This is a genomic window from Candidatus Aenigmatarchaeota archaeon, assembly GCA_016932615.1.
Lineage (GTDB): Archaea > Aenigmatarchaeota > Aenigmatarchaeia > QMZS01 > QMZS01 > JAFGCN01.
In genome coordinates this window covers 1-14,011 of sequence record JAFGCN010000014.1, presented here as the reverse complement: position 1 = coordinate 14,011, position 14,011 = coordinate 1, and the positions used below count along the sequence as shown (strand labels likewise).

The 14,011-nt window shown below is 45.3% G+C and carries 20 protein-coding genes; 9 read left to right on the top strand and 11 right to left on the bottom strand.

What is annotated here, in order from left to right; all coding sequences use genetic code 11:
- Nucleotides 1-78: 78 nt before the first annotated feature.
- From JW727_04100 to JW727_04055, 10 genes are all read right to left on the bottom strand, one after another.
- On the bottom strand, nt 79-678 hold the full coding sequence (locus tag JW727_04100; protein MBN2095205.1) for a hypothetical protein: 600 nt from the start codon (nt 676-678) through the stop codon (nt 79-81).
- Between the two features lie 11 nt (nt 679-689).
- Entirely contained in the window at nt 690-2,291 is a 1,602-nt protein-coding gene (gene metG, locus JW727_04095; protein ID MBN2095204.1) for a methionine--tRNA ligase, read from the bottom strand.
- Nucleotides 2,292-2,376: 85 nt separating this feature from the next.
- Nucleotides 2,377-3,630, bottom strand: a complete 1,254-nt coding sequence (locus JW727_04090) for a hypothetical protein (protein ID MBN2095203.1) — start codon at nt 3,628-3,630, stop codon at nt 2,377-2,379.
- 75 nt (nt 3,631-3,705) lie between these two features.
- The gene (locus tag JW727_04085) at nt 3,706-4,413 is read right to left on the bottom strand and encodes a hypothetical protein (GenBank protein MBN2095202.1); all 708 of its coding nucleotides are present in this window, start codon (nt 4,411-4,413) and stop codon (nt 3,706-3,708) included.
- Nucleotides 4,414-4,520: 107 nt separating this feature from the next.
- On the bottom strand, nt 4,521-5,267 hold the full coding sequence (locus JW727_04080) for a hypothetical protein (GenBank protein ID MBN2095201.1): 747 nt from the start codon (nt 5,265-5,267) through the stop codon (nt 4,521-4,523).
- 88 nt (nt 5,268-5,355) lie between these two features.
- Nucleotides 5,356-6,024, bottom strand: coding sequence for a hypothetical protein (locus JW727_04075; GenBank protein MBN2095200.1), 669 nt, complete (start codon nt 6,022-6,024; stop codon nt 5,356-5,358).
- Nucleotides 6,025-6,027: 3 nt separating this feature from the next.
- On the bottom strand, nt 6,028-6,819 hold the full coding sequence (locus tag JW727_04070) for a hypothetical protein (protein MBN2095199.1): 792 nt from the start codon (nt 6,817-6,819) through the stop codon (nt 6,028-6,030).
- A gap of 35 nt (nt 6,820-6,854) precedes the next feature.
- On the bottom strand, nt 6,855-7,652 hold the full coding sequence (locus tag JW727_04065) for a class I SAM-dependent methyltransferase (protein ID MBN2095198.1): 798 nt from the start codon (nt 7,650-7,652) through the stop codon (nt 6,855-6,857).
- The gene (locus JW727_04060) at nt 7,649-8,473 is read right to left on the bottom strand and encodes a class I SAM-dependent methyltransferase (GenBank protein MBN2095197.1); all 825 of its coding nucleotides are present in this window, start codon (nt 8,471-8,473) and stop codon (nt 7,649-7,651) included. Before JW727_04060 ends, JW727_04065 begins: the two co-directional genes overlap by 4 nt.
- A gap of 2 nt (nt 8,474-8,475) precedes the next feature.
- Nucleotides 8,476-9,168 carry a hypothetical protein gene (locus JW727_04055; protein MBN2095196.1) on the bottom strand — a complete coding sequence of 231 codons (693 nt, stop codon included), beginning with the start codon at nt 9,166-9,168 and terminating at the stop codon, nt 8,476-8,478.
- Nucleotides 9,169-9,223: 55 nt separating this feature from the next.
- On the opposite strand from JW727_04055, the gene JW727_04050 reads away from it, so the two are divergent.
- Nucleotides 9,224-9,886: a hypothetical protein gene (locus JW727_04050; protein ID MBN2095195.1), complete on the top strand. Its 663-nt coding sequence runs from the start codon at nt 9,224-9,226 to the stop codon at nt 9,884-9,886.
- Between the two features lie 130 nt (nt 9,887-10,016).
- Here JW727_04050 and JW727_04045 read toward each other — a convergent pair whose 3' ends face one another.
- Complete coding sequence (locus JW727_04045) at nt 10,017-10,361, bottom strand: hypothetical protein (GenBank protein ID MBN2095194.1); 345 nt, start codon at nt 10,359-10,361, stop codon at nt 10,017-10,019.
- A 125-nt stretch (nt 10,362-10,486) separates the two neighbouring features.
- Here JW727_04045 and JW727_04040 point away from each other — a divergent pair, with 125 nt between their 5' ends.
- The 8 genes from JW727_04040 to JW727_04005 all read left to right on the top strand — a co-directional run bounded on the left by JW727_04040 (nt 10,487) and on the right by JW727_04005 (nt 13,814).
- A complete protein-coding gene (locus JW727_04040) occupies nt 10,487-10,735 on the top strand; it encodes a hypothetical protein (GenBank protein ID MBN2095193.1) in 249 nt (82 codons plus the stop codon).
- An 8-nt stretch (nt 10,736-10,743) separates the two neighbouring features.
- Complete coding sequence (locus JW727_04035) at nt 10,744-10,902, top strand: hypothetical protein (GenBank protein MBN2095192.1); 159 nt, start codon at nt 10,744-10,746, stop codon at nt 10,900-10,902.
- Nucleotides 10,893-11,117, top strand: coding sequence for a DUF1653 domain-containing protein (locus tag JW727_04030; GenBank protein MBN2095191.1), 225 nt, complete (start codon nt 10,893-10,895; stop codon nt 11,115-11,117). Before JW727_04035 ends, JW727_04030 begins: the two co-directional genes overlap by 10 nt.
- Before the next feature lie 123 nt (nt 11,118-11,240).
- Nucleotides 11,241-11,732 carry a hypothetical protein gene (locus JW727_04025; protein MBN2095190.1) on the top strand — a complete coding sequence of 164 codons (492 nt, stop codon included), beginning with the start codon at nt 11,241-11,243 and terminating at the stop codon, nt 11,730-11,732.
- Between the two features lie 16 nt (nt 11,733-11,748).
- Complete coding sequence (locus tag JW727_04020; GenBank protein ID MBN2095189.1) at nt 11,749-12,195, top strand: low molecular weight phosphatase family protein; 447 nt, start codon at nt 11,749-11,751, stop codon at nt 12,193-12,195.
- A gap of 57 nt (nt 12,196-12,252) precedes the next feature.
- Nucleotides 12,253-12,543 (top strand): hypothetical protein, encoded by a 291-nt coding sequence (locus tag JW727_04015; protein MBN2095188.1) that lies wholly within the window; start codon nt 12,253-12,255, stop codon nt 12,541-12,543.
- A 101-nt stretch (nt 12,544-12,644) separates the two neighbouring features.
- The gene (locus JW727_04010; GenBank protein ID MBN2095187.1) at nt 12,645-13,370 is read left to right on the top strand and encodes an AAA family ATPase; all 726 of its coding nucleotides are present in this window, start codon (nt 12,645-12,647) and stop codon (nt 13,368-13,370) included.
- A 99-nt stretch (nt 13,371-13,469) separates the two neighbouring features.
- Nucleotides 13,470-13,814: a hypothetical protein gene (locus JW727_04005; protein MBN2095186.1), complete on the top strand. Its 345-nt coding sequence runs from the start codon at nt 13,470-13,472 to the stop codon at nt 13,812-13,814.
- The last annotated feature ends 197 nt before the right edge of the window (nt 13,815-14,011 follow it).

Here is a 14,011-nt window from a genome sequence, read left to right as displayed (position 1 = left end):
GTGGGAAATGATTTGTTTATTTAAGTGAGCCAGATGCCCTTAAAAAAAGCACAATCCCCATCTTTAAATGAACTCTGATTAGATTTTCAATCTTGGCCTGCATAGCGCCAATTCATCAATAAAACCTCCTATTTCTGGCTCTAGGCCCCCTTCAAGCTTATTCACAGACCAAAGAGTCCATATCTCTGCTGGAGCGCAGTTGGGGGCGAATATCATTTGATTGACCCGACTGAGGACGTTTTCAGTCAGGGGGTTTAAACGATGATTCGGATAGTATGTGCCAGACAGATAATCGCCAAGAGACGCCGCTTTACCCCCCTTACCCGTTCTCCAATCCAAGTATTCTTTCGAAATATTCCGAGTTAAATAAAATCTGCTCTCATCAAGACTGTCCCGAGTGCTGCTAAGAATACCAAGATAGGGACTATGAACCGTAAGCGAATATTGGCCATCTTGCTCTGAGAGCCCGATAAGAAGCTCGGTATGATGACTGTCTGCCCCAATGTTGAACACTCCCGATAAGCCCAATGCATTCGAAAGCCCAAGCGTATCTTCGGGAGCAAATCGTGAGCAGTCATTCATTTCTTCGTCGGGCCTGCCTACGATCTCTCTGAGCTTAGCTACCGCAGTTGGGCAGCCAATACGAATTCCATTTGCAATATCCCGGTAATCTCTCATAATAGCCCCCCCTATTTCTTCTCCTCAATCTTCTGAATTAATGGGCTTGACTTGTTTATCCTGCCTGAAAAGTCATACCTGTCGGAATCCTCCCAGGTGAGCTTATTCTTGTCAAGGTTCATAAGTCCGAAAATATCCTCTGAGAATTTGGGCACAATCGGGTAAAGAATTATCGCCAGGTTCTTTACCAGGTTTCCTGAAATCGCACAGACCTTCTTTTTCCTCTCTTCTTCTGCCTTCCAGGGCTCATTATTGTTGAAGTAGGCGTTTGAGACCTTTGCATAGTGCACGATTTTGTTCAGGGCTTCCTGGAAGCGGCAATCGCTGAAACTGCCGGTAATGTCCTCCTGGATTCTTGACGCCTCGCACATTATCTCACAGTTTTCGTAATCTTCCATGTCGGGAATCCCCTCGAAATTCGCGTAAGAGAAGGACAAAACCCTGTGGACGAAGTTTCCGATTATGTCTGCAAACTCGTTGTTTATCTTCTCCCTGAAAAGTTCCATCGTAAACAGGGTGTCATCGTGCTCCGGGTAGAGGGAAATGAGCGCAAACCGCCAGTAGTCGGCAGGGTGCATCTTCAGGGCTTCGGGAGTTGTTATGCCGTTTCCGCGGCTCTTTGAGAATTTTATGCCCTGGGCTTTCAGCCAGCCGCTTGAGATGATGCGGTCGGCAAGCTTCCAGTTCTCGTTGCAGCCGTAAAGCATCGAGGGAAAAATGGTGGAGTGGAAAAGCGTGTTGTCCTTTCCCATGAACTGGACCAGCTCCACCTTTCCGGTGGTGTCCTTCCAGACTTTCTCGAATTCCAGGTTGGTCTTGAGAAACTCCTTGGTAAAGGCAAGGTAGCCGATGGGGGCATCGAACCAGACGTAGAAAATCTTCTTTTCATAGCCGTCCCTTGGCACCTTGAAGCCCCAGGAGGCGTCCCTTGTTATTGCCCTCTCTTTCAGGCCGCCCTTTAGAAAGCCCAGAGTTTCGTTTTTTGCAAGCTTGCTCCAGCCCTTCGAGCTTTCTACCCAGGTCTTGAGCCAGCCCTCGAATTTCGGCAAAAGAAAGTAAATGTGCTTGGTTTTCCTGAATTCGACCTTTCCCTTGCAGTTCTTGCACTCGGGGTTTATGATGTCGATGGGGTCCAAAAGCCGCCCGCAGTCGTCGCACTGGTCGCCCCTGCCAAGCCCGCCGCAGTGCGGGCACTTTCCCTCGACCCACCTGTCAGCCAGGAACATGTCGCAATTAGGGCAGAAAGCGCCCTCGACTTCCTTCTCCTCCAGGTAGCCGTTTTTCATCAACTGCTCGAATATGTGGATTGTGAGGTCCCTGTTTGCGGGGCTGTCGGTAATCCCGTAGTGGTCAAAGGACATCTCAAGCTCCCCGAAGATTTTCTTGACTTCCTCGTGGTTTTGGTAGACAAGCTCTTTTGGGGTGGTCCCCTTCTCCTTGGCGGCGACTTCAAACATGGTCCCGTGGGAGTCAGAGCCGCAGATAAAGATTGTTTTCTCTCCACTGAGGCGGCAAAACCGCGCAAATACATCGGCAGGCAGAACCGAGCCGACAATGTTTCCCAGGTGCGGCACCCCGTGTATGTACGGCAGTGCTGATGTGATTAGTTTCATAAACTAATAGGGAAAAGGGTTTATTTTTGTATATTAGATACTGGGGACTACAACTTTTAACAAGGTTTATTCTTCTTATTAGGTACTACTCTGGAACCAATTCTTCCCAATCTACACTACCATGTTTCCTGAAAAATAAAAATTCTCGGTCCATTAGAGCAAGTAGCTTTAAATTTTTGTTATAGGATACAAGAAGAGGAGTTATTTGCCTTGTTGCCTGTAGACGTTCGATTCTATCTAGACACTGAGTCAAATCCGAGGGCCGAACCTCTTCTGTAGATTCTTCTTGCACCATTTTCAACAGCATATCGTAAGGAGTTCCATTTATCAGGTATCGTTCATCTATTTTTGTTAGAACTCGAAATATTTTATAGTAAATTCTCAGTTTAGTATCAGACCTGAATCCCTTTACAAACACTTCGCAGATTCGAGTATATCTTTGACCAATATCAGCGATAACCTGAGTTATAGCACTTTGTAGCATTTCATCAGGTATTAATATCTGCTTAGCTTTTTGAGTAGTCAGTATTCCATTAGTGAAGCATAGCTTTTCAGCAGTTCTTTGCAGAAGTCCGACATTTTGAAAAGAAGACTCAATCAAGCTCTTCTTAAGTTCTTTGCTAAATTCTATATTTAGAGTTTTTTCTCCTTTTTGTAATACCTCATCAAGTTCCGGTCCGTTCCAATTTATATTTATTTCTTCTATTCTACCCGTTAAATCTCCATTGTAGTAGGTTAGTAGATTCTGTTCAGACCAGATACCGATGACTATTACATATATACCCAATTCATAAAGTGCTTTTAGGTCAAATGCAACCTTTCTCCTGAAGCTTTCAGATAAATAATGAAAGTCTTCTAGGACAAGTCTTTTTTTGTGCTTTTTAAGTTCGGCAGATAAAAAGTCCAGATCATCTTCTTTCCCAGAAACGTATGATTTCACCCGATTATTTTCTGAGTTAGATGAAATCGTACTCTCCAATTTTCCTTCAGACTTTATAATAAAGGCATTTAGATCTGACTGAATATGTCCCCCAATACTGCCGCCTATTTGTTTCGTTTCTGATTCTGAGCTAGTCATACAGGCATTGAGTTGTCTTAATGCATTTTGCCAAAGATTTTTATTTGACATTTCGGGACTGCACTGAACAATGATGCAATTAGCTTCATTCAGGTTCTTTCTTCTCAGGCAGGATTTTCCTTGCTTTGAAGCACCATGAACTACGATATGTCTTTCTGTTCCCAATAGGTAGTTAAATCTTGCATCAAGTCCAGACCTATCTACATAAGTGTATCTTGGAACCCCCCTACCCACACCGAAAACTTCATGTAGCTGAATCATAAGTAAATGTATTCGTTAAAGAAAGTCTTTAGGTGCTGGACTTCCTGCTTTAGTCTCCCTATCAAAACCCCCCACCTAACCTCTCCCCGTAAGCCCAATGCGTGAAGCTTCATCCGGGAAATTCTCGTAGACGAAATCTCCCAGTTTGGTGATTTCCTTGTTAATTCCGGGGACAGCATAGCCAAATCCCCTGTTTTCAGCATACCCTTTAATCATGTTGAGGACAGTCCGATGAGTGCCTAATTTTGAAATTTCATACTCATCGAGGTGGCCGCTGTGGCGGATTGGGATGTCGTCATAACCCATAAAGGCAGGCGTGCATAAGGGTTTTCCGCAGCAGTTAGTTCTGAGGCCGTAGATATCCCGGTCGGTCATGAGGTAAAGCATGCTAAACGGGCCGGTTTCGCTAGTCGGGTCTGGATGGCCATTTTGTATTTCAAGTATGCTCTCAGGGTCGAGTTTTGGGGCGGTGAAGTATATCAGGTCCCACCATAAGAGTTCTTTTGGGTCTCCCAAGGCGCATAAGACTCTCTGCTTGTCCAGTTTTTTCAGGCCTTCTATCGGATTTAGGCGTTCATATGCCTCTCCCCGGATGCTTGAGAAATACATGGGCTCATCGTTTAGGCATAAGGAGCATTCGTCGATTCCGTCCGGCAACCTGTTTTTCACGAAGACCAGTTCGCCGTTTTCAAGTTCGAAGCCGTTTAGTTTTGGCTTCGCCTTTAGCGTGTGGCCTATCAGGCAATCCGGAGCCAATATCCCCTCAAAGAGTGCGTCTGCCATATAGAAACTAGCTTTGCTTATTAAACCTCCTCAGGCAATCGGCAAAGGCCTTCTGGAGCCGCCAAGCCCTTTGCCTCGCAGGAAAAATTCTGTGAGGAACCACTTTTTTAATCATCCAAAAGCGAATAGTGCACATTTGGAGTTACCCGGACTTCCGGTGGCACGAGAAAATTTACTGCATACCTGAGGGTTTTGCCGTCAGTCTGCCATGGTTTGGGGCGAATAATGAGGGGCGGGACTTTGTGCGCCTTGAGCGTATCTATTTCTGCTATGCACTCACCCCCATTAAAAATGCGATTCTGCGCCTCATATAGCTGAGAGCTGTACTCATTCAAGCTTAGTATGATTTTTTCAAATTCCTTTTCATTGCCGCTTCCAGCCACCAAATGGATTTGCGGGTACTCTGCATAGTTCCAGGGCCACGCTGCGGGGACGATTTGGCTAAAGTCAACCGCAGGCCAGCGGGCGTAGTTTTCATGAAGAAAGGGCGTTTCGAGAATAATTTGGTCTATTGCCCCCAAGTAGATTCTCATCAGTTCGGGGCTGAACCGGAGCACGTCTCTTGATTTATAATCGCCCGCATCGGCTTTTGGGACTGCCGTGGGGTTTTTTCCGTATACGTCGCCCTGCCGGACATAATCGGTAAGCAATTTCATGGCCTTGTGGCTTGCTTCAGTCATCATCAAAGTAAACTCCCAGGAATCCCTGTCAGGAGTAAATATCCTCTCTATTTCCTTTCTTGGGCTTTTATGTTGGATTGAGACCTTTGCGTCGAGCAGCCCATACCTGTCCGGAAGGGTCACTTTGTAAAAGCCTTTATTAGTTCTATAGAAGGGGGGGTTGTCGTCACTCATAATATAATTATCTATGAATAATCCCTTTATAAGGGGCGCAGGGTGGGCTTTACTCCCCGTTCAACTTTCTCCTCCCGGAGTCAGGCCTCTATTCGGGTAATTTTTCAGAGGCAAACTCATTTAATTTCCTGATTTCCCCTTCAATTATTGGAATTTCTCCAGCAAACCCCCGGCTTTTTGCGTAGCCCTTTATCGCGCCCAGGACGGTTTTCCGATGATCGATTTGCTTCTTTAAAAGACCTTCACATCGGAAACTGGCAAGGTAGTCATATCCCCCAAAGCCGGGACTACATTTAGGCCCGCCGGAGCAAATCTTTCTGTTTCCAAGCTGATATATGTCCTTTGAAGTCATGAGGTAGATTTCCTCGAAGGTCTTTGAGCTTCGGGTCGGGCCGTAAACTCCTCTTCTGAGCTTGCTGACGCTTCTTGAATCTGGATGCCCAAATGCGTGGTCGGTGAGGTCTTTCCAGACACGGTCTCTTGGGTTCCCAACGGCGCACATTACCATTTGCTCTTCAATCGACTTAAGGTTTCTCACAGGGTCCCTCCATTCCTCTTCTCCAGGGATTTCTGAAAAATATACCACACCTGCATAAGAGTCAAAGTTTAGTTCATCTGAATGCTGGGGAAGATTTGTTCTGACATAAATCTCGCAACCGTCTTCTCTTGTGAGAAGGTTTTCTCTGGGCTCTACAGTAAACGTATGCCCCACGAGATATGCCGGGGCAAGTATCCCTTCAATCTTTTTTTCTTTCATAAACTAATCCTCTTTTACAAATTGTGCAGTATAGATCAGTGGGCACATACCCCTTTGTTTTTCTTGGTCTAAGTATATGCTTATGGGTTTGCCATCTTCCAGCCCGTCTGAGATTATCACGTCAAGCTGAGTATCTCCATATACAAGGAAAGACTTATTGCCAGCCATGCTGGCTTTGAGCATCTTTTCGTCAGGGTATACAATAAATTCCTTGAGCCAGTAACCTTCTGGTGCAATCAACGTCCGGTTTTCAAGCGATTTCAGTTTATCGACTGGCAGGGTGGCTCTTTGAACAAAGTAGAAGCTTCCGCCTGGCCTTAAGGCATAGTCGCAGGTGAGCAGGGGGTCTAAAAAGGGGAACTCTGTTGAAATAGGTCTATACTCAGACCCTCCGCTGAATGTCAGGATCCCGAGGTCGAACTTTTCATATGATTTCGGGTCGAACGTAAAGGGGTCAGTATAGTCTGCTACTGCAAAGTTCATCGAGTTCGGGCTAAGGTTCCAGTTGGGATTTTGGGTGGGCCGCGGGTACCAGCCTGAGGCCACGTTTACGGGAATCTCGCATTCCTGGAGGTAATCTGCCGACTGGCGAATTGATTCTGGGTTTTTGTCGATTCCGAGGAAAAAGCTAGGCCCTCTCTCAGCGATTCTCCTGGCTTCCCTGCCCGATACTCCAAACTCTAGAACTGAGCTTCCCTGTATCCCTAGGCCCCTAAACAGCTTTTGATAAGCACCCATATCATCGAGGGCTTTGGAAGAGCGGGACCATTGCCTGGCAGCATCTTTTTGGCTCATATTCATTATGAAGTAGGAAATTACTTTTTAATGCTCTAAATTTCAGGGTTTTTCTTCAACTCAAGGGTAAAAAGCCCGACACGAAATCCGCTTTCAGCGTAAGCGTCGCAGACTATTTTTGCGATTTCGCCGTCTTTGGTGTCCTTATCTCCCGTTAGCTCACCAAGTGCTCCTGGCATGGGAACAAATACTCTTTTGTTTCCCCAGAAGCTTGCTTCAGCCACATTTTGGTTCTCTTCGAAAAAAGCGGCTTCCAGCGTATATCCCAGCGGCGCCATAATTCTGCTGATGAAGGAGTCGGGGTTTTGGACGAACGCCCTGTCTGCATAAATGAATTTCCCTCCTTCCCTGAGAAGCGGGTAGATGGTATCTGAAACGGAAGCGATTGAGTTCATCTGACGAGGGTCTGGTGCGCTGCGAAACGTAAGCAGTGCAATGTCGAATGTTTCGCCAAGACTGAGGTCAAATGTAGAAGAGTCATAATAATCTGCCAGTGCCAGGTTAATTGAATCACCCTTCAGGTCAAACATTGGGATGCCGCTTGGATTGTTCAGATTTACGGAGTAGCCTTCTTTTTGGAGATTATCCCTTGCAAGGAGGAGCATTGCCCAATTATGGTCTACGCCGAGAAAGAGGTTTGGTTTTTGCTGCCATATCGCTTTTGTTTCCTCACCAGGCCCGACTCCAAGCTCAAGGACATTGCTGCCTCTAAAGGGGTATCTTCTGGCAATATCCTCGTAAACCCCAAGTTCTGCAAGGCGCCTCGATGAAATCTCCCACTCTCTGGGGTAATTTCCTGGCAAATCAATCCCAGATAACTCTGCACGTTTCATAGTTTTTCAAATTCCAGAGTGAGTATTCCTGGCTTGGCATCTGTTTCGTCCATCTCTTTCAAAATCACTTCTGCAACTTCCCCTGGCTTTGCATTCTTGATAGGGTAGCGTTTCTTTTTACCCCCCGCATAGATGCTGGCACTTTTATTGCCCCAAACCGTTGCTTTTACGCCTTCCCTGTCTTCAATGCATTTAGCGCCAACTAGTCGAAAGCCGCTGGGGACAGCAACATCTTGGGCCCTCTCTGCAAGGTCATCTGAAAAAACCCTGTCTGCGGAAATCGCTTTTCCACCAGGTTTTACCAGGTAGCCAATTTTTTCCATGGCGACTGCTAGAGGATATATGCCTTCTTCAGGGTCACAGTTAACTACTGGCCAGATTCCCCCACCGGGAAAAGTCAGGATTGCATAGTCGAATTTTCCCCTAAGCCTTGGGTCTATCGTTTTTGGGTCCAGGTAGTTAGCCTGAGCAAGGGTTATTTCTCCTTCTCTCACGTTGAAGCTTGGAATTCCTGAATAACGTTGCGTGCCGGTAATGTTAACGGGATACCCCTTTTCAATAAGGTATTCTTTTGCAAGCTTGAGCATGGGGGGCTTTATTTCCAGCCCAAGCACCAGGTTTGGATTTTTTCTCCAGATTTCTTCTGTCTCCCTTCCCGGGCCAGTTCCAAGCTCAAGAATATTTTTGCCCTCAAAGCCATAAGGGTCAAAAATCCGCTTGTAAAGCCCAACCTCAGCTATTCTGTCTGCAGAGATCCTCCATTCAGTTTCGTAGGATTGTGGGTCTTTTCTGGTTGTTTGAGGGGGCTTCATTTTTCCCATAGTCATTTCCTCCCCGCATTTTTATAGATATCAGTTGCAAGCATTACCATATCAGGAAGTCTGTAAAAGCCCACTGCCTTATGTGCCGCTCCCAGGGTAGTTTCCTGAACAAGGTCAAACTCTCTGTTCAGAATCTCTTCCACTTCCTTTTTGCGGGTGGGGTGTGGATATTTGCCTAAAGAGTTATTGTCTTCAGGATACCAATTGCTGCAGAGGGCATGCGGAACCCCTCCGGGAATATATACCCCGGAAATCACTCCATTTCCATGGAGAAACACGCCTGCAAAATCCTCTCCGGCTAGGCCTTTTGGGAAATCTTTTCCTAGAAGGTGCTCTTTAGTGTTCTCGATTGACACGATGGCTGCGGATTTCAGGTTTTCCTCAGACCCAACTTCCCTTATATGAAGATCCGTTTTGCCAATCCTGAGCGGCGTTTGGCCGTATTTACCTTCTCTAGGTTTTTCAATCCTCCTGAAGCCGTTTTCTTCCGCAAGGTCCTTAGGATAGCCAAGAGGAGTATGTCTTTGATAGTGCGGCAGGTCGAGAAGGTCATCTTCTAAGGGAACTATAATAAGCGGGCTTATGTGGGCGGAGGTTCCGAGGTTGTGGGTGCCTTCAAGCTTAAGCGAGAGGTACCTCAGCCGGTCGTCGGTTTTAGTCCGTAAAGCATTTCCAGAAGGAGATTTTAGTGGCATATTCATTATGTCTATTGCAATTACTTATTAATTGTTAATTTACAGTTCAATAATTATGTTTCAGGAAAATGGTCCCAGGGTGATGTTTATAACTGGCTACCATGAAAATGAAGCAGAACTTGGGCAAGAGATAGTCAGCTCTTACCAGAGGCAGTTTGGCTCAAAAAATACCTTCTTCTATGAGCCTGAGGATAATAAGGGCTCTATTGGGGGGCAAATTTGCGGTAAAGTGTGCCGCCAAATTTACTCAAAAGTTCATTCACTGAGGCCAGACTTATTCTTGGATATTCACCATGGAGGCAAAGTTTACCCCAGCACCGATCTTGTTTTGTGCGAACTAGATGCAGATTATGGAGTAATGACCCCCGAAGACTATGCCTGGTATTTTAATTTTGCAATGCAGGGACCTAATTTGATGACTGAACCTGTGCGGTCAAATCCCTATAATTGTTGTAACCTTGTGTCTACTGGGCTTTTGGCAGAATTTTACCTGCATCCCGGAGACCGCGAATTTTTTGGGCCTAAAGTTTATCGCAGAAGGATTGATGAGGCAGCTACATTTCTTAATAGAGTTACTGAATCTTACAGGGATTTTAGGAAGAGTTACACAGAAAACCCCGAGTTTCGAGAAAAAATTGACTTTGATGTCAGAAGGCTGGCTGGCGACCACAATAGATCTTCAGGAAGTCATTTGGTGGGGTTCCTCCCAGAACATTAGCATCCCCAGTCAGGATTCAAAGCGTAGATTGTAGCATTTATGTGAGAGTATAGAGAGGTATACAGAGAATCTTTAGTAAAATGCGAAAGGAATAAGAAAAAAAAGATTTTTCTCTTGCTGAAAGGAGTTTTTACTTTTCTTTACCCATTGCGTAAATTGCTTTCAAGGCAACGATGATTGCAGCTGGGGCAACAAAGGTGGATATGTTTGGAAGGATCGCACCAATGTAGTATCCAATGTACGGAAGAGTGTTCAATCCAGCTGTACCGGTTAAAATGCCTGTCAAAAGCAGGGCTGCAGCGGCGACAAGAAAGTCGGTAGTCTCCTTGTCGGAGATGTTCAGGAATCCCACAAGGATACCCAAAAGAACCAATACCAATCTGGCTGATTCATTATAGGCGCCAAAGACTCCTGCGAGTACTGCTACAGCAACTCCTATGATAAAGGACCATTGTCCTATTGTCTCCATGTTCATTTGTTTTTTGGCCATAGTCACTATAATAAGTATCTATTTAATATTTTAATACTCTCCCAATCTATATACTAGACTACTGTTTAGGGTCAAAAATAAAGCTTAATATTTCAAGATACGATATACTTATGCCGAGCATAGAAGAAACTGCAGACGAATTGCAGAAGACTTTTAGCAGTGGCGGGAAGGAATGCACGGTTGCGGTTGTTAACGGAAAAATTGAGCTTGATTATTTTAACGAGGGAAAATCTGCCCGTGAGAAGAAGATTCTAAGCCAGGAGGAAGCAGAATTGCTTATTGACGCAGTTTACAAATTATATGGCCTCAGTAGGGGACAGTCGCCAAATCCTGCACCTTTCAAGGGGGGGATTGTCTAGAGATAAAAATGCCAAAGAAGAAAAAGCAGAGGAAGGAAAAATTCAATTCCAACATTGCCATCGCCGCAGCGATTTTTTTGCTTTTTGTTGCGCTTCTTGACAGTGAGACTTCTCTTGTCTTTGCCGCCCTTGGGATGGTCCTGATATTTCTTTTAGGATGGAAGTAAAGCCTGGGAGATATCGACATTACAAGGGCAATTTTTATGAGGTTCTGGGAACCGGGCGCCACAGCGAAACCTTAGAGGAAGTTGTCATCTACCAGGCAGAATATGACTCGAAGGAATTTGGCAATAATGCAATATGGGTGAGGCCAAAGGAGATGTTTCTGGAGCTTGTTGAGGTTAATGGAAAGAAGGTGCCGAGGTTTGAGTTTGTTGGCTAACCTCAAGAACTAATATATATGCAAAGGTAGTTAATTATGACATTTTACGTTCCAACCGGCAGTAAAAATCCTCATTTTTATGCAGCGGAGTTATTTTTCGACCCACCGATTGGTTCCTTGGGTATGGCTACTTCTTCCGGATTGCATATGCAGGAAGGTGTGGGTTTTATCCAGTTCTTCCCTTACACAACAAGTGCTTTTGACAAGCCGGTTCTGCACAGGCCTTCTGATTTTAGGATAGCTAATTTCGATTATTCAGGCCTAGTTACTGAGTTGTATCTGGCAAGAGAAGGCAATACTAATCTGGAGAACCTTCAGCCTTTGTACTGGCATCAGGAACCGGAATGCCAGGTGGATACCTTTGGGGATTACTTAAATGAAAATATGGCTTTTGGTGAGATTAACTCCCTTGGAGGGGTCTATCCTGCTAAGGTGCTTGTGCTTAACGATTCTTTACTCAGGACAAACGTGAGCGGGGCACTAACTGCCTTTCTGAGTGGCAGGCGCTCTCTGGACGCAGGGCATTACTATGACTATATGGTTTCACCAAGTGATTATCCTAAATTGGATATTGTGGGGCTGAATTGCATTCCAGTAGAATTGGCAAAATCATAAAAAGGAAGGTACTTTTATGAAAGTCCTTTTTGTCTGCAGGGGAAACGTGGGCCGAAGCCAGATGGCAGCAGAGCTTTTTACGAAATGCACTGGAATCAAGGCGGACTCTGCTGGAACTTTAGTGGAGGCGCCGGGAAGCACGCTTCAGGACTTGTGGAACATCAGCCCCGGAGTAGAGCCGATTGTCCGGTTTATGAAAGAGGAGGGGTGTGATGCCACGAAAAATGTCCGGCGCCAGATAACTCCCGAAATGGCTTCGGGTTACGACAGGATTATCGTGATGGCTGAAATGGAAACGGTTCCTGATTACCTCAGGGAAAACAAAGCAACTGAGTTCTGGGAAGTTGAAGACCCCAAGGGCATGGATGACGAGGGCTACAGGAAAGTTATTGCAGACATTAAGCGGAAGATTGGTGAGTTTGTTGAGAGGAATAAGCTTCCGGTTGTCTGTGATTTCAAGTAGCCCCTCAGTAAAATTTGCTATAAATACTCCTTAATACAACGATATAATGGTGACAAAATGGCACTAGGAGAAAAATACTTCGCTAAAGTGGGGAACTGGGTGAAAAAGGCGACAAGCCAGCGGTCGGCTGACATTGGAGCGGAAGCCATGCTTGTTCCAGGAACTTACCTTTTGGTTGAAGGAGATGGAGTCTTTTCGTGGCTTGGGCTTGCAATCGACGCTTTAGCAGTTTACCAGCTCCATAAATCCGGGGCACTTGGCGGCGCATATGACCGGGTTTTTGGCGGGAAGGAAAAGAAGAGCCCCTACCAAGCGTATCAGGACCTTTATGAGGCAGCAGGGCAGTAAAAGGCAGTAAAAGAAGTTCCCAAATACTAGTTTTTGGCTTATTTCTGAAAGTGTCTACGCCTCTATAGAGAAACTTAAGATATTTAAATATTTACTATATAATGATAACTAGCGTAAAGATTCTGGAAGGCTTTGAAGCTACCCAAAATGTGGGGTATGGAAAGCGGGAAGGATATCACCTAGATGCTTTTGAGATAGGACATGTGCTAGACACCAATAGCAATTTAGTGGTTTTGATTGGTGACAACGGAAGTGGAAAGACCACCTTCCTGAGAAAGCTCCATTCACAAGAACATAACTCTTTTTGGGAGAGACATCTGAAAGATTCCTCAGCATTACTCAAAAGTCCTTATTTTGAAATTAGTCACAGTAATGAGAAGAATCAGCCGCCTATATGGTACAGCGAAGAAAAACAGCCCCTGGATGGTGATTCTATTGAGTCGCAAATAAGACTTAGGGGTGGCAGGGATAATACAAAGAATGATCACCTGAAGACCTACTCTTCCGGACAGTATTCCATATATCAACTAGACACCCTTTTTAGAGAACTAAAGAGAAAGTCCCATATGACCTATCTCTTTGACCAGCCGGAAGACGGAATTTCTATGTTTAGAAGGCAGGCCTTGGTCGATGCCTTTTCAAATTGTGCATTTGGAGGGGGCGTGCAGATATTTGTTGCGACACATGAGCCAAGATTTCTGAATGTAGAAGGAGCAAAAATCATAAACCTTGAAGACAAGCCCGCACAGTCCTATGAAGGAGGGAAATTTGACATAACCCGATATATGAAACCTATGGAGAGCTTGAGTCAAGGGTTATTTCCATAAGTCAGTTTAGCAACTTTCAGAGGTAGCTTATTTTTCTAGATTTGTCGGTTTTTTGGTGTGTTGTTTAAATAGGCCCAAATCCAAATTAATTGGGGTGGCATGACGACAGGGGCATTTGCTGGTCTGGGCGACAGAGGCCTTTTTGGAGAAATATTATTGCAGGAGGTTGGTGTAGCTAGCTTTGAAACTTATGCTTCTGACAAGCTTTTGGTGGCTCTACACCGTTTTTTGGTAGATACTACAGGCGCCGGGTTTACCCGATACCGTAAAATTGGTCTGAACGCCTTCGGAGGATTTGAAGAGGGCTTCGTACCTGAAAGAACAAGCAGAACCGAATCTGGACCGGGAAGGTTTGCTTTAGTTCAAATGAAACCGGATCTATTGCGTTTCAAGGATTTGCTCCCAGAAAGGCCTGCAAAGATTTTTGCTTTTCCTAGTGCTTAGGTATAAGACAAGCGACCTTGCCACCCCAAGCCGGCTTTTGAAAATATTTTTACTTTGAAATAGAGATAATTGCTCTTTAGTTTTATTCTGATGCCTGAACTTATGGCATACTACGGGCTTGATGGAGACAATGCGCCAAGGTATCACGGGAATTACCTCGGTTCAGCGCAAGACGGCGGCATTCGGGAGAGATTCTC

Excerpts from the sequence above, each read along its gene's own strand:
- JW727_04100 (MBN2095205.1), bottom strand. The coding sequence starts at position 678 with ATGAGAGATTACCGGGATATTGCAAATGGAATTCGTATTGGCTGCCCA.
- metG (MBN2095204.1), bottom strand. The coding sequence starts at position 2,291 with ATGAAACTAATCACATCAGCACTGCCGTACATACACGGGGTGCCGCAC.
- JW727_04090 (MBN2095203.1), bottom strand. The coding sequence starts at position 3,630 with ATGATTCAGCTACATGAAGTTTTCGGTGTGGGTAGGGGGGTTCCAAGA.
- JW727_04085 (MBN2095202.1), bottom strand. The coding sequence starts at position 4,413 with ATGGCAGACGCACTCTTTGAGGGGATATTGGCTCCGGATTGCCTGATA.
- JW727_04080 (MBN2095201.1), bottom strand. The coding sequence starts at position 5,267 with ATGAGTGACGACAACCCCCCCTTCTATAGAACTAATAAAGGCTTTTAC.
- JW727_04075 (MBN2095200.1), bottom strand. The coding sequence starts at position 6,024 with ATGAAAGAAAAAAAGATTGAAGGGATACTTGCCCCGGCATATCTCGTG.
- JW727_04070 (MBN2095199.1), bottom strand. The coding sequence starts at position 6,819 with ATGAGCCAAAAAGATGCTGCCAGGCAATGGTCCCGCTCTTCCAAAGCC.
- JW727_04065 (MBN2095198.1), bottom strand. The coding sequence starts at position 7,652 with ATGAAACGTGCAGAGTTATCTGGGATTGATTTGCCAGGAAATTACCCC.
- JW727_04060 (MBN2095197.1), bottom strand. The coding sequence starts at position 8,473 with ATGGGAAAAATGAAGCCCCCTCAAACAACCAGAAAAGACCCACAATCC.
- JW727_04055 (MBN2095196.1), bottom strand. The coding sequence starts at position 9,168 with ATGCCACTAAAATCTCCTTCTGGAAATGCTTTACGGACTAAAACCGAC.
- JW727_04050 (MBN2095195.1), top strand. The coding sequence starts at position 9,224 with ATGTTTCAGGAAAATGGTCCCAGGGTGATGTTTATAACTGGCTACCAT.
- JW727_04045 (MBN2095194.1), bottom strand. The coding sequence starts at position 10,361 with ATGAACATGGAGACAATAGGACAATGGTCCTTTATCATAGGAGTTGCT.
- JW727_04040 (MBN2095193.1), top strand. The coding sequence starts at position 10,487 with ATGCCGAGCATAGAAGAAACTGCAGACGAATTGCAGAAGACTTTTAGC.
- JW727_04035 (MBN2095192.1), top strand. The coding sequence starts at position 10,744 with ATGCCAAAGAAGAAAAAGCAGAGGAAGGAAAAATTCAATTCCAACATT.
- JW727_04030 (MBN2095191.1), top strand. The coding sequence starts at position 10,893 with ATGGAAGTAAAGCCTGGGAGATATCGACATTACAAGGGCAATTTTTAT.
- JW727_04025 (MBN2095190.1), top strand. The coding sequence starts at position 11,241 with ATGGCTACTTCTTCCGGATTGCATATGCAGGAAGGTGTGGGTTTTATC.
- JW727_04020 (MBN2095189.1), top strand. The coding sequence starts at position 11,749 with ATGAAAGTCCTTTTTGTCTGCAGGGGAAACGTGGGCCGAAGCCAGATG.
- JW727_04015 (MBN2095188.1), top strand. The coding sequence starts at position 12,253 with ATGGCACTAGGAGAAAAATACTTCGCTAAAGTGGGGAACTGGGTGAAA.
- JW727_04010 (MBN2095187.1), top strand. The coding sequence starts at position 12,645 with ATGATAACTAGCGTAAAGATTCTGGAAGGCTTTGAAGCTACCCAAAAT.
- JW727_04005 (MBN2095186.1), top strand. The coding sequence starts at position 13,470 with ATGACGACAGGGGCATTTGCTGGTCTGGGCGACAGAGGCCTTTTTGGA.